We start from the raw sequence: 23,387 nt of genomic DNA, 5'->3' as shown, positions 1-23,387 counted from the left end.
GAATCCCGTCAGACCACCGCCTGGAGCGGCGCCTTCCATGAGCAGCAGCACACCCGAACCCACCTACAAGCCGGCCGACCTCGACGCCTGGGCCAAGTCCGCCGCCAAGTCGGCGCCCGGCGGCGACGTGAATACGCTGAACTGGGTCACGCCCGACGGCATCAGCGTGAAGCCGCTGTACACCGCGGCCGACCTGCAAGGCCTGAAGTACACCGACACGCTGCCCGGCTTCGAGCCCTACCTGCGCGGCCCGCAGGCCACGATGTACGCGGTGCGTCCGTGGACCATCCGCCAGTACGCGGGCTTCTCGACGGCTGAAGAATCGAACGCGTTCTATCGCAAGGCGCTGGCCGCCGGCGGCCAAGGCGTGAGCGTGGCCTTCGACCTGGCCACGCACCGCGGCTACGACAGCGACCACCCGCGCGTGACCGGCGACGTCGGCAAGGCCGGCGTGGCGATCGATTCGGTGGAAGACATGAAGATCCTGTTCGACCAGATCCCGCTCGACAAGGTCTCCGTGTCGATGACGATGAACGGCGCCGTGCTGCCGGTGCTGGCGGGCTACGTGGTCGCGGCCGAAGAGCAGGGCGTGGCGCAAGACCAGCTGAGCGGAACCATCCAGAACGACATCCTCAAGGAGTTCATGGTCCGCAACACGTACATCTTTCCGCCGGCGCCGAGCATGCGGATCATTGGCGACATCATCGAGTACACGGCGCAGAAGATGCCGAAGTTCAACTCGATCTCGATCAGCGGCTATCACATGCAGGAAGCCGGCGCCAACCAGGCGCTGGAGCTCGCGTTCACGCTGGCCGACGGCAAGGAATACGTGAAGACCGCACTGGCCAAGGGCCTGGACGTCGACGGCTTTGCCGGGCGCCTGAGCTTCTTCTGGGCCATCGGCATGAACTTCTATCTTGAAGTGGCCAAGATGCGCGCGGCGCGTCTGCTGTGGTGCCGCATCATGAAGGAGTTCAACCCCAAGAACCCCAAGAGCCTGATGCTGCGCACGCACTGCCAGACCTCGGGTTGGTCGCTCACCGAGCAGGACCCGTACAACAACGTGGTGCGCACCACCATCGAGGCGATGGCCGCGGTGTTCGGCGGCACGCAGTCGCTGCACACCAACGCGCTCGACGAAGCCATTGCGCTGCCCACCGAGTTCAGCTCGCGCATCGCACGCAACACGCAGCTCATCATCCAGGAAGAGACGCACATCACGAACGTGATCGACCCCTGGGCCGGCAGCTACATGATGGAAAAGCTCACGCAGGACATGGCCGACGCCGCCTGGACCATCATCGAAGAGGTCGAGGCCATGGGCGGCATGACCAAGGCCGTCGACAGCGGCTGGGCCAAGCTCAAGATCGAAGCCGCCGCCGCCGAGAAGCAGGCGCGCATCGACTCGGGCAAGGACGTGATCGTCGGCGTCAACAAGTACAAGCTCAAGACCGAAGACGCGATCGACAGCCTGTCGATCGACAACGTGAAGGTGCGCGACCAGCAGGTGGCGCGCCTGCAGAGCATCCGCGCCTCGCGCGACAACGCCAAGGTGCAGGCCGCGCTCGACGCGCTCACCGAAGCCGCCGAAAGCAACACCGGCAACCTGCTGGCGCTGAGCATCGACGCGGTGCGTGCGCGCGCCACCGTCGGCGAGATTTCCGACGCCCTCGAAAAATCCTTCGGCCGCCATCGCGCCGACACGCAAAAGGTGACCGGTGTGTACGCTGCCGCCTATGACTCGGCCGAAGGCTGGGAAGCGCTCAAGACCGAGATCAACGACTTTGCCGAGGCGCAAGGCCGCCGTCCGCGCGTGATGATTTCCAAGCTGGGCCAGGACGGGCATGACCGGGGTGCGAAGGTCGTGGCCACGGCGTTCGCCGACCTGGGCTTCGACGTCGACATGGGCCCGCTGTTCCAGACGCCCGAAGAGTGCGCACGCCAGGCCATCGAGAACGACGTGCATGCCGTGGGCGTGAGCACGCTCGCCGCCGGCCATAAGACGCTTGTGCCGGCCATCATCGAAGAGCTGCGCAAGCAGGGCGCGGACGACATCATCGTCTTCGTCGGCGGCGTGATTCCGCGCCAGGACTACGACTTCCTCTATGAAGCCGGCGTCAAGGGCATCTACGGCCCGGGCACGCCCATCCCGGCCAGCGCCAAGGACGTGCTGGAGCAGATCCGCGCGGCCGTCGCCGCCTGATCGGTCGAGGTACATCGTGGGCGATCTTCTGCCACGGCTGTCCCTGCAGCCGGTGGACTCCAATGACTTCGAGGACATGCTGGCCCTGCGCATCGATGCGATGCGCCCGAGCCTGGAGCGTGTCGGCCGTTTCGATGCCGCGCGTTCGCGCGAACGCCTGAGCGCGGGTTTCGTGGTGCCCTTCATGCACCACATCGTGCTCGACGGCAGCCAGCGCGTGGGCTTCGTCACGCTCAAGCCCGAAGGGGCTGATGCGCTGCGGCTCGATCACCTCTACCTGCGCACCGGCTTCCAGGGCCTGGGCATCGGCGAGTGGGTGATCGACTGGGCGCAGGCCCAGGCGCGCGAACAGCGCCGCGACATCAAGCTCACCGCGCTCGTGCAGAGCGACGCCAACCGCTTCTACCTGCGCCACGGCTTCGTGCTCGAGGGCGAAGAGGGCGTCGACCTGCATTACCGCTGGCGCTGCACGGAGCTGGCCTGCGGATGAGCGGCACGGTTCAGACCCTCGAACGCGCCATTGCCTCGACCGACGGCATGGTGCAGCGGCGTGCCATCGCCAAGGCGATCACGCTGCTCGAGTCGACGCGCACCGACCACCGCGCGCAGGCCGACGAGCTGCTCACGGCGCTGCTGCCGCGCACCGGCCAGTCGTTCCGCCTGGGCATCTCGGGCGTGCCCGGCGTGGGCAAGTCGACCTTCATCGAAACACTCGGCCTGCTGCTGATCGGCAAGGGCCACCGCGTGGCCGTGCTCACCATCGACCCGTCGTCCACCGTGTCGGGCGGCTCCATCCTCGGCGACAAGACGCGCATGGAGCGCCTGTCGGTGCACGAGCGCGCGTACATCCGGCCCAGCCCGTCGAGCGGCACGCTCGGCGGCGTGGCCGAAAAAACGCGCGAGGCCATGCTGGTCTGCGAGGCCGCGGGCTACGACATCGTCATCGTCGAGACCGTGGGCGTGGGCCAGAGCGAAACCGCAGTGGCCGGCATGACCGACATGTTCGTGCTGCTGCAACTGCCCAACGCGGGCGACGACCTGCAGGCGATCAAGAAGGGCGTGATGGAGCTGGCCGACCTGGTCGCCATCAACAAGGCCGACATCGACCGCGACGCCGCCACGCGCGCACAGGCCCAGATCACCTCGGCGCTGCGCCTCTTCGGCCACCAGGGCAACCCCGACCATGCGCACGCGGTGCACGACGCGCACAGCGGCGTGGAGCGGCGCTTCTGGCTGCCCAAGGTGCTGCAGCTGAGCGCACTCGCCGGCACCGGCGTCGACGCCTTCTGGGACGCCGTGCTCGAATTCAAGACACTGCAGACCGCCAACGGCAAGCTCGCGAAGCGCCGCGAAAAACAGGCGACCGCGTGGATGTGGGAACGCATCGACGCCGGGCTCAAGCAGGCGTTTCGCCACCACGCGCAGGTGCGCGAGCTGCTGCCGCAGCTCACGCAGCAGGTGGCGCAAGGCAGCCTGCCGGCCTCGACGGCGGCGCGCCAGCTGCTCGCCGCGGCCGCCATCACCGCCCGGGTGTGACACCTCGGCCCCCACAAGACTCTCCCAGCAATCCAGAACCACAGCTTCGGAAGCACACCATGCAAGAACTGATCGAACAACTCGAAAAGAAGCGCGCCCAGGCGCGACTCGGCGGCGGGCAGAAGCGCATCGACGCGCAGCACGCCAAGGGCAAGCTCACGGCGCGCGAGCGCATCGAGCTGCTGCTCGACGACGGCACGTTTGAAGAATGGGACATGTTCGTCGAGCACCGCTCGGTCGACTTCGGCATGGCCGAGCAGAAGATCCCCGGCGATGGCGTGGTCACGGGCTACGGCATGATCAACGGCCGCCTCGTGTTCGTGTTCAGCCAGGACTTCACCGTCTTCGGCGGCGCGCTCAGCGAAGCCCACGCCGAAAAAATCTGCAAGGTGATGGACCAGGCCATGAAGGTCGGCGCACCGGTCATCGGCCTGAACGATTCGGGCGGCGCCCGCATCCAGGAAGGCGTGGCGTCGCTGGGCGGCTATGCCGACGTGTTCCAGCGCAACGTGATGGCCTCGGGCGTGGTGCCGCAGATCAGCATGATCATGGGCCCGTGCGCCGGCGGCGCCGTGTACTCGCCCGCCATGACCGACTTCATCTTCATGGTGAAGGACAGCAGCTACATGTTCGTCACCGGCCCCGAGGTGGTGAAGACCGTGACGCACGAGAGCGTGACGGCCGAAGAACTCGGCGGCGCCATCACCCACACCACGCGCAGCGGCGTGGCCGACATGGCGTTCGAGAACGACGTCGAGGCGCTGATGATGCTGCGCCGCCTGTACAACTACCTCCCGCTGAACAACCGCGAGAAGCCGCCGGTGCGCTTGGGCAACGACGGCCAGGGCGATCCGGCCGACCGGCCCGACTACTCGCTGGACACGCTGGTGCCCGACAACCCGAACAAGCCCTACGACATCAAGGAACTGATCCTGAAGGTGGTGGACGACGGCGACTTCTTCGAGCTGCAGCCCGACTACGCAAAGAACATCGTGATCGGTTTTGCGCGCATGGAAGGCCAGACGGTCGGCATCGTGGCCAACCAGCCGCTGGTGCTGGCGGGCTGCCTGGACATCAAGAGCAGCATCAAGGCGGCGCGCTTCGTGCGTTTTTGCGATGCGTTCAACATCCCTGTTATCACCTTCGTCGACGTGCCCGGCTTCATGCCCGGCACCGGCCAGGAGTACGGCGGCATCATCAAGCACGGCGCCAAGCTGCTCTACGCCTATGCGGAGTGCACGGTGCCGAAGATCACCGTCATCACGCGCAAGGCCTACGGCGGCGCGTACGACGTGATGGCCTCCAAGCACCTGCGCGGCGACGTCAACCTGGCCTGGCCGCGCGCCGAGATCGCGGTGATGGGCGCCAAGGGCGCGGTGGAAATCATCTTCCGCGAAGACAAGAACAACCCCGAGAAGCTCGCGGCCCGCGAAGCCGAATACAAGGCCCGCTTCGCGAACCCGTACGTGGCCAGCGCGCGCGGCTACATCGACGACGTGATCCTGCCGCACGAGACGCGCAAGCGCATCTGCCGCTCGCTCGTGATGCTGCGTGAGAAGAAGCTCGAGAACCCGTGGCGCAAGCACGGCAACATCCCCCTGTGAGCCGCACGGAGAAGAAGAAAATGTTCAAGAAAATCCTGATCGCCAACCGTGGCGAAATCGCCTGCCGCGTCATCCAGACTGCGAAGAAGATGGGTATCCTCACCGTCGCCGTCTACTCCGACGCCGACAAGGAAGCCCGCCACGTCGAACTGGCCGACGAGGCCGTGCACATCGGTGCCGCACCCAGCCGTGAGAGCTATCTGCAGGCCGACCGCATCATCGCGGCCTGCAAGCAGACGGGCGCCGAGGCCGTGCACCCGGGCTACGGCTTCCTGTCGGAGAACGAAGCCTTTGCGCGCAAGGTCGAGGAAGAGGGCATTGCCTTCATTGGCCCGAAGCACTATTCGATCGCGGCCATGGGCGACAAGATCGCCTCGAAGAAGCTGGCGAACGAAGCCCAGGTCAACACCATTCCGGGCTGGAACGACGCCATCGAGACGGCCGAGCGCGCCGTAGAGATCGCGAAGGACATCGGCTACCCCGTGATGATCAAGGCCTCGGCCGGCGGCGGCGGCAAGGGCCTGCGCGTGGCCTTCAACGACAAGGAAGCCTTCGAGGGCTTCACCTCGTGCCGCAACGAAGCGCGCAACTCTTTCGGCGACGACCGCGTGTTCATCGAGAAGTTCGTCGAGGAGCCGCGCCACATCGAGATCCAGGTGCTGGGCGATTCGCACGGCAACGTGATCTATCTGAACGAGCGCGAGTGCTCCATCCAGCGCCGCCACCAGAAGGTGATCGAGGAGGCGCCGTCGCCCTTCATCACCGACGCCACGCGCAAGGCGATGGGCGAGCAGGCGGTGCAGCTGGCCAAGGCCGTGAAGTACCAGAGCGCGGGCACGGTGGAGTTCGTGGTCGGCAAGGACCAGAGCTTCTACTTCCTGGAGATGAACACGCGCCTGCAGGTGGAGCACCCGGTGACGGAGTGCATCACCGGCCTGGACCTGGTCGAGCTGATGATCCGCGTGGCGGCCGGCGAGAAGCTGCCGCTGGCGCAGGCCGACGTGAAGCGCGACGGATGGGCCATCGAGTGCCGCATCAACGCCGAAGACCCGTTCCGCAACTTCCTGCCGTCGACGGGCCGCCTGGTGAAGTTCCAGCCGCCGGCCGAGAGCATGTTCGCGAGCGACACCGGCCACCTGCACGGCGTGCGCGTGGACACGGGCGTGTACGACGGCGGCGAGATCCCGATGTACTACGACTCGATGATCGCCAAGCTCATCGTGCACGGCAAGGACCGCACCGAGGCCATCGCGCTCATGCGCGAGGCGCTCAACGGTTTCGTGATCCGCGGCATCAGCAGCAACATCCCGTTCCAGGCCGCGCTGCTGGCGCACCCGAAGTTCGTGGCGGGCGATTTCAACACCGGCTTCATCGCCGAGCACTACGGCAAGGGCTTCCATGCGGAAGACGTGCCGCACGCCGATCCGTCGTTCCTGGTGGCGCTGGCCGCCTTCGTCAACCGCCGCTACCGCGCGCGCGCCTCGGGCATCACCGGGCAACTCGCGGGCCATGGCGTGAAGGTGGGCGAGAAGTTCGTGGTGGTCGAGCTGGGCCCCGAGGGCAAGCACGTGCAGCACGCGGTGTCGGTGAGCGACTTCCAGGACAAGACCGGCGCCAGCGTCGTCACGGTGGGCGACAAGCGCTACCAGATCGACAGCGCTTTTGCGCTGGGCGCGGCGCGCGTGCAGGGCACGGCCAACGGCAAGCCGTTCACGGCGCAGGTGGAGCGCGGCGCGGGCAAGAACCCGCTGGCGCTGCGCGTGTCGCATGACGGCACGCAGATCGAGACCATGGTGCTGTCGCCGCTGGGTGCGCGCCTGCTCGAGCTGATGCCCTACAAGGCACCGCCCGACCTCAGCAAGTTCCTGATGTCGCCGATGCCCGGCCTGCTGGTCGAGGTGTCGGTGCAGCCGGGGCAGCAGGTCCAGGCCGGCGAGAAGCTGGCCGTGATCGAGGCCATGAAAATGGAAAACGTGCTGTTCGCCGCGCAGGATGGCGTGGTGGGCAAGATCTCGGCGGCCAAGGGCGAATCGCTCGCCGTCGACCAAATCATTCTGGAGTTCAACTGATGGGTGCCAACGACCTGCAACAGGCAGCAATCACGCTGCACCGACCGGCCAAGGCCGTGGCGACGCCCCAGGGCCCCTGGTCCGTCGAGGCGATCCAGGCGCTGCTCGACAAACCCTTCATGGAACTGCTGTTCGAGGCGCAGACTGTGCACCGCCGGCATTTCCCCGAAGGGGACATCGAGCTGGCCACGCTGCTGTCGGTGAAGACCGGCGGCTGCCCCGAGAACTGCGGTTACTGCCCGCAGTCGGCCGAGTTCGACACCGGCGTGAAGGCGCAAAAACTCATGGAGGTCGACGAGGTGGTGCGCGCCGCGCAGGCCGCCAAGGACGCCGGCGCCACGCGCTTCTGCATGGGCGCCGCCTGGCGCGCGCCCAAGGACCGCGACGTCGAGAAGGTGGCGGTGCTGGTCGAGGCCGTGAAGGGCCTGGGCCTGCAGACCTGCGCCACGCTGGGCATGCTGGAGCCGCACCACGCGCAGCAGCTCAAGGCCGCGGGCCTGGACTACTACAACCACAACCTGGACACCGCGCCCGAGTACTACACCGACGTGGTCGACACGCGCACCTACCAGGACCGCCTGGACACGCTGGCGGCCGTGCGCAGCGCCGGCATCAGCGTGTGCTGCGGCGGCATCGTGGGCATGGGCGAGCAGCCGGTGCACCGCGCCGGGCTGATCGCGCAGCTCGCGAACATGAACCCGTACCCCGAGTCGGTGCCGATCAACAGCCTGGTGCGCGTGCCCGGCACGCCGCTGGCCGACTCGGAACCGGTCGATCCCTTCGACTTCGTGCGCATGATCGCCGTGGCGCGCATCACCATGCCGACCGCGCGCGTGCGCCTGTCGGCCGGCCGCCAGCAGATGGGCGAGGCGGTGCAGGCCCTGTGCTTCATGGCCGGCGCCAACTCGATCTTCTACGGCGACAAGCTGCTGGTCACCGGCAACCCCGACGCGGATGCTGACGTGCAGCTGCTGCGCAAGCTCGGCCTGCGCTCGCACCGCACGCAGGAACAAGCAGAAGCAGGCGGCTGCGCATGACCACGCCGCGTCCCTTCAAGGTACTGGGCATCCAGCAGATCGCCATCGGCGGCCCCGACAAGCTGCGGCTGCAGAAGCTGTGGGTCGACATGCTGGGGCTCGAGGTGACGGGCACCTTCCGCAGCGAGCGCGAGAACGTCGACGAAGACATCTGTTCGATGGGCAGCGGCCCGTTCAAGGTCGAGGTCGACCTGATGCAGCCGCTCGACCCAGAAAAGAAGCCGGCAGTGCACACCACGCCGCTGAACCACGTCGGCCTGTGGATCGACGATCTGCCCAAGGCCGTCGAATGGCTCACGGCGCAGGGCGTGCGCTTTGCGCCGGGCGGCATCCGCAAGGGCGCGGCCGGTTTCGACATCTGCTTTTTGCACCCCAAGGCCAACGACGAGTTCCCGATTTCGGGCGAGGGCGTGCTGGTCGAGATGGTGCAGGCGCCGCCCGAGGTGGTGACGGCCTTCAAAGCGCTCGCCGCTACGCGCTGAGCGCTTTGCGCACCGGCGGCTTCACGTCGGCGCGTTGCGGCGGCAGCATCGGCTGGTGCTCGCGCGCCGGGTTCAGGATGATCGAGGTCGCGGTCTCGGTCAGGATGCAGAACTTGGCGAGCACGGCATCGAGGTGCGGCACGTCGATCACCGCGATCTCGAGGATCCAGCTGTCCTCGCCGGTCACGTTGTAGGCGTTGACGCATTCGGGCGTTTCCTGCACCAGCCTCACCACGAGGTCGTAGTCGGCGCGCCCGACGCGGATGATTCCGCGGATGCCGTAGCCCAGCCGCGTGAGGTTCACGGTCGCTCGGTAGCCGGTGATGACGCCGGCGGCTTCCAGCTTTTTCACGCGCTCGGTCACGGCCGGCTGGCTCAGGTGCACCCGGCGCCCCAGCTCGGCCATGCTGAGGCGCGCGTCGGCCTGCAGTTCGGCCAGGATGCGGGTGTCGTGGGCGTCCAGCGTGGGGGTCAAGGTGAAGTCCATGGAAGTCCTTTAATTCGACGGTGCGGTGCGAGCAGAACCATGAAATTCGCATGGCTGCCGGCCGGTCGCTTTCATACCATGACAGCCACCACATACCAAGAAGAGACACCCTCGCCATGTCGACACTCGCACCAACTGCGCAGGCCGCGCCTGCTGCTTCGCGCCCCCGGCTGACGCCGCTGCTGTGGCTCTGCCTCGCCGCCACCTGGGTGGTCTGGGGCTCGACCTACCTGGCCATCAAGTACGCGCTGATCAGCTTTCCGCCGTTCCTGCAGATGGGCTCGCGCTTCCTGGTCGCGGGCGTGCTGCTGGCCGCGTGGATGCGCTGGCGCGGCACGCCCTGGCCGACGCGCCTGCAATGGCGCAATGCGCTGGTCGTCGGCGCGCTGATGCTCGGCGGCGGCATGGGCGGCACGGCCCTGGCCGAGGTGTCGATCGGCTCGGGGCTGGTGGTGGCGTTCATCGCCGTCATTCCGTTGCTCATCGCGCTGCTGAACCTGATCTGGGGCGTGAAGCCCGCGCGGCTCGAAGCGGCCGGCATTGCGCTCGGGCTGGCCGGCGTGCTGATGCTCACGCAGGGCAGCGGCTTCAAGGCCTCGCCCGAGGGGCTGATCGCGATCTGCGTGGCCTGCATGTGCTGGTCGCTCGGCAGCGTGCTGAGCCAGCGCAGCCTGCCGCTGGCGCCCGGTGCGATGGGCTTCGCGAGCGAGATGCTGTGCGGCGGCGTGGTGCTGATGGTGCTGGCCGCGGTGTCGGGCGAAACGATGAGCTGGCCGCCGCAGCCGGTGGCGCTGGGCGCGTGGGTCTACCTCGTGGTGTTCGGCTCGCTGATTGCGTTCAACGCCTACATGGTGCTGCTCGCGCAGGCGCCGGCCGGGCTGGCGGCGAGCTACACCTTCGTCAACCCGGTGATCGCAATGCTGCTGGGCGTGTGGATCGCCCATGAGACGGTCACGCGCTTCGAGTGGTACGCCGTGGGCGTGGTGCTGGCGGGCGTGCTGCTGTTGCTCTTCAAGCGCCCGCAGAAGGGCTGAGTTCGACGAGGCTCAGGCCGGGCGGCGCCAGAAGGCGAGAGTGGCCGCGAGCAGCCACATGCCGACGGCGCAGCTGCGGTTGAGCACCTTGAGGCCGCGGCGCGAGAGCCAGCGCACGGCCTGCGTGCCGGCGCCGGCATAGGCCAGCATCACGCAGGTGTCGAGCACGACGAAGATCGAGCCCAGCACCAGGTACTGCATGCCCTGGGGCTTGGCGGTGTCGATGAACTGGGGCAGGAAGGCGGCGAAGAACAGCACCGTCTTCGGATTCGACAGCGCCACCATCAGGCTGCGCACGAGCGCGATGCGGCCGTGTGGCCGGACCTCGATGGCCGACTTGGCCAGTGCGGTGCCCAAGTCGGTCGCCTCACTGCGCCACAGCTTGATGCCGAGCCACACCAGGTAGGCCACGCCCGCGACGCGGATCGCGTTGAAGAGCCATTCCGAGGCCGCGAGCAGCGAGCCCAGCCCGAGCGCCACGACCGCGATGAGCGAGACGCTGCCGAGCGACGCGCCCGCGATGCCCCAACTGGCGCGTCGCATGCCGCCGTCGATGCCGTTGGACAGCGCCAGCAGCATGGTCGGGCCGGGAATCACCGCCAGGGCGAGCGAGGCGACGGCATAGATCAGCAGGGTGTCGAGGGTCATGATTTCGTGGCGCGTTGTTCAGCGGCGGCGCGGGCCCGTGCCAGCGCGGCTTCGACGATGGAGCGCTTGCGCGTGTCGGCGGCTTGCGGCTCAGTGGCGGCGGGTGCCGGCTCGGCCTCGCGCTTCGCGGTCTCGCGATGTTGGGCGTGCAGCTTGTAGCGCTGCAGTGCGGCCTCGGCCTGTGCCTGCGACCACGCCTGCCAGCCGCTGCGGCCGGGGGTTTCAACCTCGAGCGAAATGCAATCGACCGGGCAGACCGGAATGCACAGCTCGCAGCCCGTGCAATGCGCCTCGATCACCGTGTGCATGCGCTTGTTGATGCCGATGATCGCGTCGGTCGGGCAGGCGTCGAGGCAGAGCGTGCAGCCGATGCACCAGGCCTCGTCGATGACCGCCATGGCGCGCGGTCCTTCGGTGCCGAACTGCGGATCGAGCGGTTGTGCGGGGCGGCCCGTGAGCAGCGCGAGGCGCTCGATGCCTTCGGCGCCGCCCGGCGGGCACTGGTTGATGTCGGCCTCGCCGTCGGCGATGGCCTGCGCATAACCCGCGCAATCGGGGTAGCCGCACCGTGTGCACTGCGTTTGAGGCAGTGCGTCGTTGATGCGTGCGGCCAGCCCGTTCACGGTGGGTGATGCGCGCGACTCAGCGCGTGGCGCTGGCGCGGGGCTTCTTCTTTGCGGCCGGCGCCTTCGTGGCAGCCGGCGCGGCCTTCACGGCGACCGCCTTCTTGGCGGCGACCGGCGTCTTGCGGGCCGCGGCGGTTGCCACGACCTTCAGCTTCTGGCCCGGCTTGATGCGGTCTTCGGCCGGCAGCTCCTCGCGGGCACCGGCGCGGCGCTGGGGCTCGTCGCTGGCGGCGATGAAGTTGCGCACCTTCGGGTAGACCAGATCGCGCCAGCGGCGGCCGCTGAAGATGCCGTAGTGGCCCGCGCCCTTGACCTCGTAGTGCTCGCGCTTGCCGTCGGCGATGCCGGTGCACAGGCTGTGCGCGGCCTCGGTCTGGCCCGAGCCGGAGATGTCGTCGAGTTCGCCTTCGACGGTGAGCAGGGCGGTGGCGTGGATGTCCTGCGGACGCACGCGCTCCACCTGGCCGGCGGGGTTCTTCACGTCCCAGGTGCCGTTGACCAGGTCGAAGTCCTGGAACACGGTGCGGATGGTCTCGAGGTAGTAGTCCGCGTCCATGTCGAGCACGGCGTTGTACTCGTCGTAGAACTTGCGGTGGGCTTCGGCGCTGGCGTCGTCACCCTTGATCAGGTCCTTGAAGTAGTCGTAGTGGCTGCTGGCGTGGCGGTCGGGGTTCATGGCCACGAAGCCCGTGTGCTGCAGGAAGCCCGGGTAGACCTTGCGGCCCGCGCCCGGGAAGCCTTGCGGCACGCGGTAGATCACGTTGTTCTCGAACCACTCGAAGCTCTTGTTGGTCGCGAGGTTGTTGACCGACGTGGGCGATTTGCGCGCGTCGATCGGGCCGCCCATCATGGTCATCGTGAGGGGCAGCGCCTCGCCGCGGCTGGCCATGAGCGACACGGCTGCGAGCACGGGCACGGTGGGCTGGCACACGCTCACCACGTGGCAGTTGCCGTACTCGGCCTGCAGGCGGCGGATGAACTCCTGCACGTAGTTGATGTAGTCGTCGAGGTGGAACTCACCGTCGGACAGCGGCACCAGGCGCGCGTTCTTCCAGTCGGTGATGTAGACCTTGTGGTCCTGCAGCATGGTGCGCACGGTGTCGCGCAGCAGCGTGGCGTAGTGGCCCGACAGCGGCGCCACGATCAGCACTACGGGCTGGCTCTTGAGCGTCTTGAGGATGTGCGGTTCGTCGGTGAAGCGCTTGAAGCGGCGCAGTTCGCAGAAGGGCTTGTCGAGCTCGACGGCCTCCTGGATGACGACGTCTTCACCCTCGACCTTGACGGACTTGATGTTGAACTCGGGCTTCTCGTAGTCCTTGCCCAGCCGGTACATCAGGTCATAGCCGGCGGCCATGCGCTGTGCCATCGGCAGTTGGCTCCAGACGGCGCCGGGGCCGTAGAGCTTGGAAGCGGCCTGGGCGAAGTCCGAGAAGGGCTCCATCAGGGAACGCTGGGCTTCGTAGAGTTGATAGAGCATCGCGGGTCTTTGAGTGGATGTTGCAGTGCAATATATCAGTGCATTCACCGCGGCGCAGGGGGCCGAACCCTAGCCCGGAGCGGGCTGGATTCGCCTTCTGTGGGCGAATGTGAACGAATCGTCAAAAAGTCGATTCACTCACACCCGGTTGTCACCTAGATGACCTTCGCAATCGACGCGCAGACGTAGCCGATGTTCTTGCTGTTGAGCGCGGCGACGCACATGCGACCGGTGTCGGTGCCGTACACGCCGAACTCGTTGCGCAGGCGCACCATCTGGTCCTTGGAAAGGCCCGAGTAGCTGAACATGCCGATCTGGGTGGTGATGAAGCTCATGTCTTCCTTCACGCCGGCAGCCTTCAGGCCGTCGACCAGCTTCTGGCGCATGGCCTTGATGCGCACGCGCATCTCACCCAGCTCTTTTTCCCACAGGGCGCGCAGCTCGGGGGTGCCGAGCACCGCGGCCACCACGGCGCCGCCGTGGATCGGCGGGTTGCTGTAGTTGGTGCGGATGGCGATCTTGAGTTGCGACAGCACGCGGCCGGCTTCTTCCTTGCTCTCGCACAGCACCGACAGGGCGCCGACGCGCTCGCCGTACAGGCTGAAGCTCTTGGAGAACGAGGTCGAGACGAAGAAGGTCAGGCCGGCATCGACGAACTTGGCAACCGCCGCGCCGTCTTCCTTCAGGCCGTAGCCGAAGCCCTGGTAGGCCATGTCGAGGAAGGGCACGAGGCCCTTGGCCTTCACGGCGGCAACGACCAGGTCCCACTGCTCGGGGGTGATGTCGTAGCCGGTCGGGTTGTGGCAGCAGGCGTGCAGCACGACGATGGTGCCGGCCGGTGCCGCGTTCAGGGCGGCCAGCATGCCGTCGAAGTTGATGCCGCGCTGGGCGGCGTCGTAGTAGGGGTAGCTCTCGACCGTGAAGCCGGCGTTGGTGAACAGCGCGCGGTGGTTTTCCCAGCTCGGGTCGCTGATCAGCACGGTGGCGTTGGGGTTGAGCTTCTTGAGGAAGTCGGCGCCGACCTTCAGGCCGCCGGTGCCGCCGATGGCCTGGATGGTGGCCACGCGGCCCGAGGTGACGGGTTCGCTGTCGGTGCCGAAGACCAGGCCCTTGACGGCGTTGTCGTAGGCCACGATGCCGTCGATCGGCAGGTAGCCGCGGGCCGAGGGGGCCTTCATCATGTTCTGCTCTGCGGCCTGCACGCACTGGAGCAGGGGCAGCTTGCCGTTGTCGTCGTAATACACGCCGACGCCGAGATTGACCTTGAGGGGGTTGGTGTCGGCTGCAAATTGCTCGTTGAGGCCGAGGATCGGGTCGCGCGGCGCCATTTCGACCGCGGTGAACATAGACATGGAAAGGTCCTTTGGGATGAAAGCTTCGCTGGCAACCGGAGGAGGCTTTATCCTTTCCGGTTGCCTTGAATTTTACCGGCGCCACGCCACCTGTCGGGAACAGCCATGCCAGAGAACACCGAAGCCATAGCAGACCTGAAGAAAGTCGACCCGATCGGGCCGGCGAAACAGGGCGAATTCATCCGCTATCCCGACTCGCCGTTCGAGCTGTTCCAGCCCTATCCGCCGGCAGGCGACCAGCCCAAGGCGATCGAGGGGCTCGTGGCCGGCGTGCTCGACGGCGAGGTGTACCAGACACTGCTGGGCGTCACGGGCTCGGGCAAGACCTTCACCATGGCCAACGTGATCGCCCGGCTGGGCCGCCCGGCCATCGTGTTCGCGCCCAACAAGACGCTGGCGGCGCAGCTCTACAGCGAGTTCCGCGAGTTCTTTCCGAAGAACGCCGTCGAGTACTTCGTGAGCTACTACGACTACTACCAGCCCGAGGCCTACGTGCCGCAGCGCGACCTGTTCATCGAGAAGGACTCGTCGATCAACGAGCACATCGAGCAGATGCGCCTGTCGGCCACCAAGAGCGTGCTGGAGCGGCGTGACACGGTCATCGTGGCCACGGTGAGCGCCATCTACGGCATCGGCACGCCCGAGGACTACATGGAGATGCGGCTGATTGCCCGCGTCGGCGACAAGGTCGGCCAGCGCGACCTGATCTCGCGGCTCATTCGCATGCAGTACACGCGCAACGAACAGGACTTTGCGCGGGGCACGTTCCGCGTGCGCGGCGACACGATCGACGTGTTTCCGGCGGAGCACAGCGAGCTGGCGATCCGTTTCGAGCTGTTCGACGACGAGATCGAGTCGCTGCAGCTGTTCGACCCGCTGACCGGGCGCATCCGCCAGAAGGTGCCGCGCTTCACGGTGTACCCGTCGAGCCACTACGTGACGCCGCGCGACAAGGTGCTGGCGGCAGTCGAAACCATCAAGATCGAGCTGGCCGGCCGGCTCAAGGAGCTGACCGGCTCGGGCAAGCTGGTCGAGGCGCAGCGGCTGGAGCAGCGCACGCGCTTCGACCTCGAAATGCTGGCCGAAATCGGCCACTGCAAGGGCATCGAGAACTACACGCGGCACCTCTCGGGCGCGGAGCCCGGCGACCCGCCGGCGACGCTCACCGACTACATGCCGAAGGATTCGTTGATGTTCCTCGACGAGAGCCACCAGATGATGGGCCAGCTCAGCGCCATGTACAACGGCGACCGGGCGCGCAAGGTCACGCTGGTCGAGTACGGTTTTCGCCTGCCGAGCGCGCTGGACAACCGGCCGCTCAAGCTCGAGGAGTTCGAAAAGCGGGTGCGCCAGTGCATCTTCGTGTCGGCCACGCCCGCGCAGTACGAGAAAGACCACGCCGGCAACGTCGTCGAGCAGCTGGTGCGGCCCACCGGGCTGATCGACCCCGAAGTCGAGGTGCGTCCCGCCACGCACCAGGTGGACGACGTGCTGGGCGAGATCCGCATCCGCGTCGAGAAGAACGAGCGCGTGCTGATCACCACGCTGACCAAGCGCATGGCCGAGCAGCTCACCGACTACCTGAGCGACAACGGCGTGAAGGTGCGCTACCTGCACAGCGACATCGACACGGTCGAGCGGGTGGAAATCTTGCGCGACCTGCGCCTGGGCGCCTTCGACGTGCTGGTGGGCATCAACCTGCTGCGCGAAGGGCTGGACATTCCCGAGGTGTCGCTGGTGGCGATCCTCGACGCCGACAAGGAAGGTTTCTTGCGCGCCGAGCGCTCGCTGATCCAGACCATCGGCCGGGCGGCGCGCAACCTGAACGGCAAGGCCATTCTTTATGCCGACCGGATGACCGAGTCGATGAAGAAGGCCATCGGCGAAACAGAGCGCCGCCGCACGCGGCAGATTGCCCACAACGAGGCGAACGGCATCACGCCGCGCAGCATCGTGAAGCAGGTGCGCGACCTGATCGACGGCGTTTACAGCGAGAAGACCGGCAAGGAAATGGCCAAGCTCGACCTGGAACGCGCCAAGGTCGAGGACATGAGCGAGAAAGACATCGCGCGAGAAATCAAGCGCCTCGAGAAGCAGATGCTGGAGCATGCCCGCAACCTCGAGTTCGAGAAGGCGGCCCGGGTGCGCGACCAGCTGGCGCTGTTGCGCGAGCAGGCGTTCGGGGCGTCGGGCGGCGACAACATCCCCGGGTTGGCGTCCTGATTTTGGCTAGGCCATAAGTTCGCTTTCTTCAAGCGAACTGCGCTGGGGTTTACCCGAGCAGAGTTCAGGGGCATCTGCTATACTTGACCGAAATACTCAACAACAAAGAACTTCGCGATGAAGGACCGACTCCTACCGGCTGGTTCACCAGCGTCGGGGTCGGGCAGGGCGGAGACGAAGTCACCGCGGCCCAAGGCTGTGGTGTCATTTCAACGGTAAGCACTTGAAGGAGCTTGCGATGCGTCTCACTACCAAAGGCCGTTTTGCGGTCACAGCAATGATCGATCTGGCGTTGCGTCAGAACACCGGTCCGGTCACGCTGGCTGCGATCAGCCAGCGGCAGCAGATTTCGTTGTCGTACCTTGAACAGCTGTTCGGCAAACTGCGTCGCCACGAGCTGGTCGAGTCGACCCGCGGCCCCGGCGGCGGCTACAGCCTCGGACGCAAAGCGGCAGACATCACCGTCGCCGACATCATCGTGTCCGTCGACGAGCCGATCGATGCCACGCAGTGCGGCGGCAAGGAAAACTGCCTCGGTGAGCAGGGTCGCTGCATGACGCACGAACTCTGGGCCTCGCTGAACCAGCGCATGGTCGAGTTCCTCGACTCCGTCACGCTGCAGAAGCTGGTCGACGACCAGATCGCCAAGGGCGTGCAGATCGAGAACAAGCCGGTCGTCAAGCGCGCCATCTCGGCTCAGCCGGTGGTCAAGCCCATCCGCGTGAATGCGCCGAATTCGGTCTTCGCTCTCGGCAACGTTTTCGCCAAGTCCTGAGTCCCGGGTTCCGGTGGTGCCTGCGGGCGCCGCCGCGAGCCACCCAGATCCAAGAACACAACCCCCACGCCAGCCCGAGCCAGCCATGGACGTCACTCCTCATTTTCCGATCTATCTCGATTACGGCGCCACCACGCCGGCCGACCCGCGTGTGGTCGACGCCATGATTCCCTGGTTGCGCGAACACTTCGGCAACCCGGCATCGCGCAGCCACGCCTGGGGTTGGGAAGCCGAAGAGGCGGTTGAAAAGGCGCGCGGCCAGGTCGCCGACCTGATCAACGCCGACCCGCGTGAAATCGTCTGGTCGTCGGGCGCCACCGAGTCGATCAATCTGGCCCTCAAGGGCGCGGCCCAGTTCTACAAGGGCAAGGGCAAGCACCTGATCACCCTGAAGACCGAGCACAAGGCCGTGCTCGACACCATGCGCGAACTCGAGCGCCAGGGCTTCGAAGTGACCTACCTCGACGTCGAGGAAAACGGTCTCGTCGATCTCGAGAAGTTCAAGGCGGCCATCCGCCCCGACACCATCCTGGCCAGCGTGCTGTTCGTGAACAACGAAATCGGTGTGATCCAGGACGTGGTCGCGCTGGGCAATGTCTGCCGCGAAAAGGGCGTGATCTTCCACGTCGATGCGGCCCAGGCCACCGGCAAGGTCGAGATCGACATCACGAAGCTGCCCATCGACCTGATGAGCCTCGCCTCGCACAAAACCTACGGCCCCAAGGGCATCGGCGCGCTGTACGTGCGTCGCAAGCCGCGCATCCGCCTCGAAGCGCAGATGCACGGCGGTGGCCATGAGCGCGGCATGCGCTCGGGCACCTTGCCCACGCACCAGATCGTCGGCATGGGCGAGGCCTTCCGCATCGCCAAGCTCGAGATGAAGGACGACATCGCCCATGCGGCCCGCCTGCAGAAGCGCCTGCTCGATGGCCTGAAGGATGTCGAACAGGTCTTCATCAACGGCGACCTCGAGCGCCGTGTGCCGCACAACCTGAACATGAGCTTCAACTACGTCGAAGGCGAGTCGCTGATCATGGGCATCAAGGGCCTGGCGGTGTCGTCGGGTTCGGCCTGCACCTCGGCCAGCCTGGAGCCCAGCTACGTGCTGCGCGCCCTGGGCCGCAGCGACGAGCTGGCCCACAGCAGCCTGCGCATGACCATCGGCCGTTTCACGACCGAAGAAGAAATCGACTACGCCATCTCGACCATCAAGCACAACGTCGCCAAGCTGCGCGAGCTGAGCCCCCTGTGGGAGATGTTCAAGGACGGCGTCGACATCAGCACGATCCAGTGGTCGGCCCACTGACCCAGGCCAGCCCACGGCTCCACGATTGAACAAAGTTTGAGAGGTACACCATGGCATATTCTTCCAAGGTCATCGACCACTACGAAAACCCCCGCAACGTTGGCTCCTTCGAAAAGGGCGACGACTCGGTAGGCACCGGCATGGTCGGCGCACCGGCTTGCGGCGACGTGATGAAGCTGCAGATCAAGGTCAACCCCGAAACCGGCGTGATCGAAGACGCGCGCTTCAAGACCTACGGCTGCGGTTCGGCCATTGCTTCCTCGTCGCTCGTGACCGAATGGGTCAAGGGCAAGACGCTCGACGAAGCAGCGGCCCTCAAGAACGCGCAAATCGCCGAAGAACTGGCGCTGCCGCCGGTCAAGATCCACTGCTCGATCCTCGCGGAAGACGCCATCAAGGCGGCCGTGAGCGACTACAAGGCGAAGCACGGCGCCAAGACCACCGAGTCGACCGCCGAAGCTGCTGTTCACTGAGATGGCCGTCACGCTGACCGAAGCCGCTGCGCGTCACGTCACCCGCTACCTCGGCAAACGAGGCAAGGGCGTGGGCGTGCGGCTGGGCGTGAAGACCACCGGCTGCTCGGGCCTGGCCTACAAGCTTGAGTACGTCGACGAGTTCACGCCTGAAGACGTGGTGTTCGAAGACCACGGCGTGAAGGTGCTGGTCGATCCGAAGAGCCTGGCCTACATCGACGGCACGCAGCTCGACTTCGTGCGCGAAGGCCTGAACGAGGGCTTCAAGTTCATCAACCCGAACGAACGCGACCGTTGCGGCTGCGGCGAAAGTTTCCGCATCTGATGCGTCGTCGCTGACTGCGACCACAGCCGCCACCATGTCATGTGCTGGCGGTTTTTTCTTGATCTTTAGCGCGGCCCGGCAGGCAGTCTGATGAACCTCAACGACACCGACTTCCAACTGTTCGCCGTCCCGGCGACCTTCGCGCAGGACCGCGCCGTGCTCGACGCGCGCTGGAAGGAACTGCAGCGCGAGGTGCACCCGGACCGCTTTGCCGCGCAGGGCGCCGCGGCGCAGCGCGTGGCCATGCAGTGGTCGGTGCGCATCAATGAGGCCTACCAGCGGCTGAAAGACCCGATCCGTCGCGCGAGCTATCTCTGCGAACTCAACGGCGCGCCGCTGAATGCCGAGAACAACACGGCGATGCCGGGTGCCTTTCTCATGCAGCAGATGGAGTGGCGCGAAGCGCTCGATGACGCCCGCGACATCGCCGCCGTCGAGGTGCTGCAGGAGGACGTCGAAAGCACGCGCGCCCGCGCACTCTCGTCGCTCGACTGGCTGATCGACGAGAAGGGCGACTACCCCGGTGCCGTTCAGCAGGTGAGAGCCCTCATGTTCATTGAGCGATTCGGACAAGACGTCGAAACCAAATTCGATCAGTTGGGACAATAAGCCCTTATGGCTCTTCTTCAGATTTCCGAACCCGGCCAGGCGCCCGATCCGCACCAGCGCCGCATCGCCGTGGGCATCGACCTCGGCACCACGCATTCGCTGGTGGCCTCGGTGCGCAACGGCGTGGCCGAATGCCTGCCCGACGACCAGGGCCGCGTGCTGCTGCCCTCCGCTGTGCGTTACCTCGACGGCGACCGCCGCCAGATCGGCTTCGATGCCGTGGCCGCACGCGCACAGGACCCCGCCAACACCATCACCTCGGTCAAGCGGCTCATGGGCCGCGGCCTGGCCGACATCGCGAACCGCGATGCCATGTCGTACCGCATCGGCGGTGACGACGGCGGCATGGTCAAGGTGCAGACCTCGGCCGGCGAGAAGTCGCCCGTCGAGATCAGCGCCGAGATCCTGGCCACGCTGCGCTACCGCGCCGAAGACACCTTCGACGACGAGCTCTACGGCGCCGTCATCACCGTGCCGGCGTACTTCGACGAAGGCCAGCGTCAGGCGACCAAGGACGCGGCACAGCTCGCGGGCCTGAACGTGCTGCGCCTGATCAGCGAGCCGACTGCCGCAGCCATTGCCTACGGGCTCGACAACGCGAGCGAAGGCGTCTACGCGGTCTACGACCTGGGCGGCGGCACCTTCGACATCTCGATCCTGCGGCTCACGCAAGGCGTGTTCGAAGTGATTGCGACGGGTGGCGATTCGGCCCTCGGCGGCGACGACTATGACCACGCCATCGCCGACTTCGTGCTCGCGCAGACCGATCGGCAGGCTGGCAACGACAACGACCGCGCGGCACTGCTTGTGGCCGCGCGTGCGGCGAAAGAAGCGCTGACCGACGCCGAGTCGACCACCTTCCGTGCCGCGTTGACGGGCGGCGATGTCGAGTTCACGCTGGCCCGTGCGCAGTTCTTCGCAGCCACCCAGGCGCTGACCGACCGCACCCTCGCAGCTGTGCGCAAGGCGCTGCGCGACGCGAAGCTCAAGCCCGAAGACCTGCAGGGCATCGTGCTCGTCGGCGGCTCCACGCGCATGCCGCAGATCCGCAGCGCAGTGGCCGAGCATTTCGGCCGCGAGCCGCTGATCAACCTGAACCCCGACGAGGTCGTGGCGCTTGGCGCCGCCATCCAGGCCAATCAGCTGGCCGGCAACAACGGCGTGGGCGAACTGCTGCTGCTCGATGTGATCCCGCTGTCGCTCGGCATCGAGACCATGGGTGGCCTGGTCGAGCGCATCGTGCCGCGCAACCAGACCATCCCGACCGCGATGGCGCAGGACTTCACGACCTACCAGGACGGCCAGACCGCGCTGGCGCTGCACGTGGTGCAGGGTGAGCGCGACCTCGTGTCCGACTGCCGCAGCCTGGCGCGCTTCACGTTGCGCGGCATCCCGCCGATGGCGGCCGGCGCGGCGCGCATCCGCGTGACCTTCACCGTCGATGCCGACGGCCTGCTGAGCGTGAGCGCCAAGGAGCAGGGCAGCGGCGTCGAGGCCAGCGTGGCGGTCAAGCCCTCGTACGGCCTGTCGGACGACCAGATCGCGACCATGCTGCAGGAGAGCTTCTCCACTGCCCAGCAGGACATGCAGGCCCGTGCGCTGGTCGAATCGCGTGTCGATGCCGACCGCATGCTGCTGGCCACGCAGAGCGCGCTCGATGCTGACGGCGACCTGCTGAGCAGCGAAGAACGCGCCGCCATCGACGCCTCGATGGCACGGCTGCGCGACGTTGCCAAGAGCAGCAACGAAGCCGCCGTGATCGAAGCCGCCACGAAGGCGCTGGCCAACGACACCGAAGCCTTCGCCGCCCAGCGCATGAACGCCGGCATTGCCCGCGCGCTCGCAGGCCGCAAGGTCGAATCCCTGTAGACAGAACAATTTCATGCCCACGATCAAGATCTACCCGCATCCCGAGTACTGCCCGCAAGGCGCCGAGATCACCGCGCCCGCCGGCACCTCGATCTGCGAGGCCCTGCTCGACAACGACATCAACATCGAGCACGCCTGCGAGATGAGCTGCGCCTGCACCACCTGCCACGTGATCGTGCGCGCGGGCCTCGATTCGTTGAACGAAGCCGAGGAGGGCGAAGAAGACCTGCTCGACCGTGCCTGGGGCCTGGAGCCGCAGTCGCGCCTGAGCTGCCAGACCATCCTGGCGCAGGAGAATGTGACGATCGAGATTCCCAAGTACACGATCAACCACGCCAAGGAAAACCACTGATGTCACGTCAGATCGTTCTTGATACCGAAACCACCGGGCTGTCTGCAGAGAACGGCGACCGCGTCATCGAGCTGGGCTGCGTGGAGTTGTTCGCGCGCAAGCTCACCGGCAACGACCTGCACATCTACTTCAACCCGGAGCGCGAAAGCCACGAGGACGCGCTCAAGGTCCACGGCCTGACCACCGACTTCCTGCGCGACAAACCGAAGTTCGCCACGCTGGGCAAGGACATCATCGAGTACCTGCGCGACGCCGAACTGATCATTCACAACGCGGCCTTCGACGTCGGCTTCCTCAACAAGGAATTCGAGCGCGCCGGCCTGCCGCCGCTCAAGACCTTCGTGAGCGAAGTGACCGACACGCTGGCCATGGCCAAGCTGGTCTACCCGGGCAAGCGCAATTCGCTCGACGCCCTGTGCGACCGCTTCGGTGTCGACCGCTCGAACCGCACCTTCCACGGCGCCAAGCTCGACGCGCAGCTGCTTGCCGACGTCTATATCAACCTCACGCGCGGACAAGATGCGCTGCTGATCGACGTGGCCTCGAACGAGCCCGCGCAGGGCACGGCGGTCGTGGCCATCGACCTGAGCCAGTTCGAGCTTCCGGTGATCGCGGCGGCCGAGCATGAACTCAGCGCGCACGAGGCCGTGTTGTCGCAACTCGACAAATCCAGCGGTGGAAAAACGGTGTTCCGCCAAAACGCTTGAAAAGCTGTGGCATAATCTGAGGCTTCGCACAGCGCGATACGTGTTCAAGACGCTGAACTCAAAAGCAGTGTCTCAGGGCGGTTAGCTCAGGGGTAGAGCACAGCATTCACACTGCTGGGGTCGGAGGTTCGAAACCTCCACCGCCCACCATTCAGACCTACGACAGACGGCACCTTCGGGTGCCGTTTTCGTT

22 protein-coding genes and 1 tRNA gene are annotated in these 23,387 nt (G+C 66.2%); 18 read left to right on the top strand and 5 right to left on the bottom strand.

The genetic code is table 11. From position 1 onward, the window contains the following. The first annotated feature begins 37 nt into the window (after positions 1-37). From scpA to CLU95_RS02755, 7 genes are read left to right on the top strand one after another with little or no spacing between them, the layout of a single operon-like run. On the top strand, positions 38-2,203 hold the full coding sequence (gene scpA, locus CLU95_RS02785) for a methylmalonyl-CoA mutase (protein WP_099790211.1): 2,166 nt from the start codon (positions 38-40) through the stop codon (positions 2,201-2,203). A gap of 16 nt (positions 2,204-2,219) precedes the next feature. Next, the gene (locus CLU95_RS02780) at positions 2,220-2,693 is read left to right on the top strand and encodes a GNAT family N-acetyltransferase (protein ID WP_099790209.1); all 474 of its coding nucleotides are present in this window, start codon (positions 2,220-2,222) and stop codon (positions 2,691-2,693) included. Then, complete coding sequence (gene meaB, locus CLU95_RS02775; protein ID WP_099790207.1) at positions 2,690-3,739, top strand: methylmalonyl Co-A mutase-associated GTPase MeaB; 1,050 nt, start codon at positions 2,690-2,692, stop codon at positions 3,737-3,739. The genes CLU95_RS02780 and meaB overlap by 4 nt, the downstream gene beginning before the upstream one ends. A 59-nt stretch (positions 3,740-3,798) precedes the next feature. Beyond that, a complete protein-coding gene (locus tag CLU95_RS02770; RefSeq protein ID WP_099790205.1) occupies positions 3,799-5,343 on the top strand; it encodes an acyl-CoA carboxylase subunit beta in 1,545 nt (514 codons plus the stop codon). A gap of 20 nt (positions 5,344-5,363) precedes the next feature. Beyond that, positions 5,364-7,412 (top strand): acetyl-CoA carboxylase biotin carboxylase subunit, encoded by a 2,049-nt coding sequence (gene accC, locus CLU95_RS02765; RefSeq protein WP_099790203.1) that lies wholly within the window; start codon positions 5,364-5,366, stop codon positions 7,410-7,412. Beyond that, on the top strand, positions 7,412-8,449 hold the full coding sequence (gene bioB, locus CLU95_RS02760; protein ID WP_099790201.1) for a biotin synthase BioB: 1,038 nt from the start codon (positions 7,412-7,414) through the stop codon (positions 8,447-8,449). The genes accC and bioB overlap by 1 nt, the downstream gene beginning before the upstream one ends. Beyond that, positions 8,446-8,931 carry a VOC family protein gene (locus CLU95_RS02755; RefSeq protein ID WP_099790199.1) on the top strand — a complete coding sequence of 162 codons (486 nt, stop codon included), beginning with the start codon at positions 8,446-8,448 and terminating at the stop codon, positions 8,929-8,931. Before bioB ends, CLU95_RS02755 begins: the two co-directional genes overlap by 4 nt. On the opposite strand, the gene CLU95_RS02750 is transcribed toward CLU95_RS02755, so the two are convergent. Next, positions 8,921-9,418 (bottom strand): Lrp/AsnC family transcriptional regulator, encoded by a 498-nt coding sequence (locus CLU95_RS02750; protein WP_099790197.1) that lies wholly within the window; start codon positions 9,416-9,418, stop codon positions 8,921-8,923. The two genes, CLU95_RS02755 and CLU95_RS02750, sit on opposite strands and share 11 nt — an antisense overlap. A 116-nt stretch (positions 9,419-9,534) precedes the next feature. On the opposite strand from CLU95_RS02750, the gene yedA reads away from it, so the two are divergent. Further along, complete coding sequence (gene yedA / locus CLU95_RS02745; protein ID WP_099790196.1) at positions 9,535-10,452, top strand: drug/metabolite exporter YedA; 918 nt, start codon at positions 9,535-9,537, stop codon at positions 10,450-10,452. Positions 10,453-10,464: 12 nt separating this feature from the next. Here the strand turns inward: yedA and CLU95_RS02740 are convergent, their stop codons facing one another. The 4 genes from CLU95_RS02740 to CLU95_RS02725 form a co-directional block, all read right to left on the bottom strand. Then, positions 10,465-11,100, bottom strand: a complete 636-nt coding sequence (locus tag CLU95_RS02740; protein ID WP_099790194.1) for a LysE family translocator — start codon at positions 11,098-11,100, stop codon at positions 10,465-10,467. Then, entirely contained in the window at positions 11,097-11,723 is a 627-nt protein-coding gene (locus tag CLU95_RS02735; protein ID WP_099790193.1) for an RnfABCDGE type electron transport complex subunit B, read from the bottom strand. The genes CLU95_RS02740 and CLU95_RS02735 overlap by 4 nt, the downstream gene beginning before the upstream one ends. 19 nt (positions 11,724-11,742) lie before the next feature. After that, positions 11,743-13,203 carry a polyhydroxyalkanoate depolymerase gene (locus CLU95_RS02730; protein ID WP_099790191.1) on the bottom strand — a complete coding sequence of 487 codons (1,461 nt, stop codon included), beginning with the start codon at positions 13,201-13,203 and terminating at the stop codon, positions 11,743-11,745. 155 nt (positions 13,204-13,358) lie between these two features. Next, a complete protein-coding gene (locus CLU95_RS02725; protein ID WP_099790189.1) occupies positions 13,359-14,555 on the bottom strand; it encodes an amino acid aminotransferase in 1,197 nt (398 codons plus the stop codon). 105 nt (positions 14,556-14,660) lie between these two features. On the opposite strand from CLU95_RS02725, the gene uvrB reads away from it, so the two are divergent. From uvrB to CLU95_RS02675, 10 genes are all read left to right on the top strand, one after another. After that, on the top strand, positions 14,661-16,778 hold the full coding sequence (gene uvrB / locus CLU95_RS02720) for an excinuclease ABC subunit UvrB (protein WP_099790187.1): 2,118 nt from the start codon (positions 14,661-14,663) through the stop codon (positions 16,776-16,778). A gap of 238 nt (positions 16,779-17,016) precedes the next feature. Further along, entirely contained in the window at positions 17,017-17,553 is a 537-nt protein-coding gene (gene iscR, locus CLU95_RS02715) for a Fe-S cluster assembly transcriptional regulator IscR (RefSeq protein WP_056580055.1), read from the top strand. A gap of 85 nt (positions 17,554-17,638) precedes the next feature. Then, entirely contained in the window at positions 17,639-18,859 is a 1,221-nt protein-coding gene (locus CLU95_RS02710; protein WP_099790185.1) for an IscS subfamily cysteine desulfurase, read from the top strand. Between the two features lie 50 nt (positions 18,860-18,909). Continuing rightward, positions 18,910-19,332, top strand: coding sequence for a Fe-S cluster assembly scaffold IscU (gene iscU / locus CLU95_RS02705; protein WP_070061054.1), 423 nt, complete (start codon positions 18,910-18,912; stop codon positions 19,330-19,332). 1 nt (position 19,333) lies between these two features. Beyond that, the gene (gene iscA / locus CLU95_RS02700) at positions 19,334-19,657 is read left to right on the top strand and encodes an iron-sulfur cluster assembly protein IscA (RefSeq protein ID WP_007828190.1); all 324 of its coding nucleotides are present in this window, start codon (positions 19,334-19,336) and stop codon (positions 19,655-19,657) included. A 90-nt stretch (positions 19,658-19,747) separates the two neighbouring features. After that, entirely contained in the window at positions 19,748-20,266 is a 519-nt protein-coding gene (hscB, locus tag CLU95_RS02695) for a Fe-S protein assembly co-chaperone HscB (protein ID WP_099790183.1), read from the top strand. A 6-nt stretch (positions 20,267-20,272) separates the two neighbouring features. Then, entirely contained in the window at positions 20,273-22,135 is a 1,863-nt protein-coding gene (hscA, locus tag CLU95_RS02690; RefSeq protein ID WP_099790181.1) for a Fe-S protein assembly chaperone HscA, read from the top strand. Between the two features lie 13 nt (positions 22,136-22,148). Further along, a complete protein-coding gene (gene fdx / locus CLU95_RS02685) occupies positions 22,149-22,487 on the top strand; it encodes an ISC system 2Fe-2S type ferredoxin (protein ID WP_099790179.1) in 339 nt (112 codons plus the stop codon). Next, positions 22,487-23,194 (top strand): DNA polymerase III subunit epsilon, encoded by a 708-nt coding sequence (gene dnaQ / locus CLU95_RS02680; protein ID WP_099790176.1) that lies wholly within the window; start codon positions 22,487-22,489, stop codon positions 23,192-23,194. The genes fdx and dnaQ overlap by 1 nt, the downstream gene beginning before the upstream one ends. Positions 23,195-23,269: 75 nt before the next feature. Then, positions 23,270-23,344 (top strand) — tRNA-Val (locus tag CLU95_RS02675). Positions 23,345-23,387: the final 43 nt, after the last annotated feature.

The sequence above is a fragment of the Variovorax sp. 54 genome, from assembly GCF_002754375.1.
In the GTDB taxonomy this organism is placed as follows: domain Bacteria; phylum Pseudomonadota; class Gammaproteobacteria; order Burkholderiales; family Burkholderiaceae_C; genus Variovorax.
This window is presented reverse-complemented; position numbering and strand designations above follow the sequence as displayed.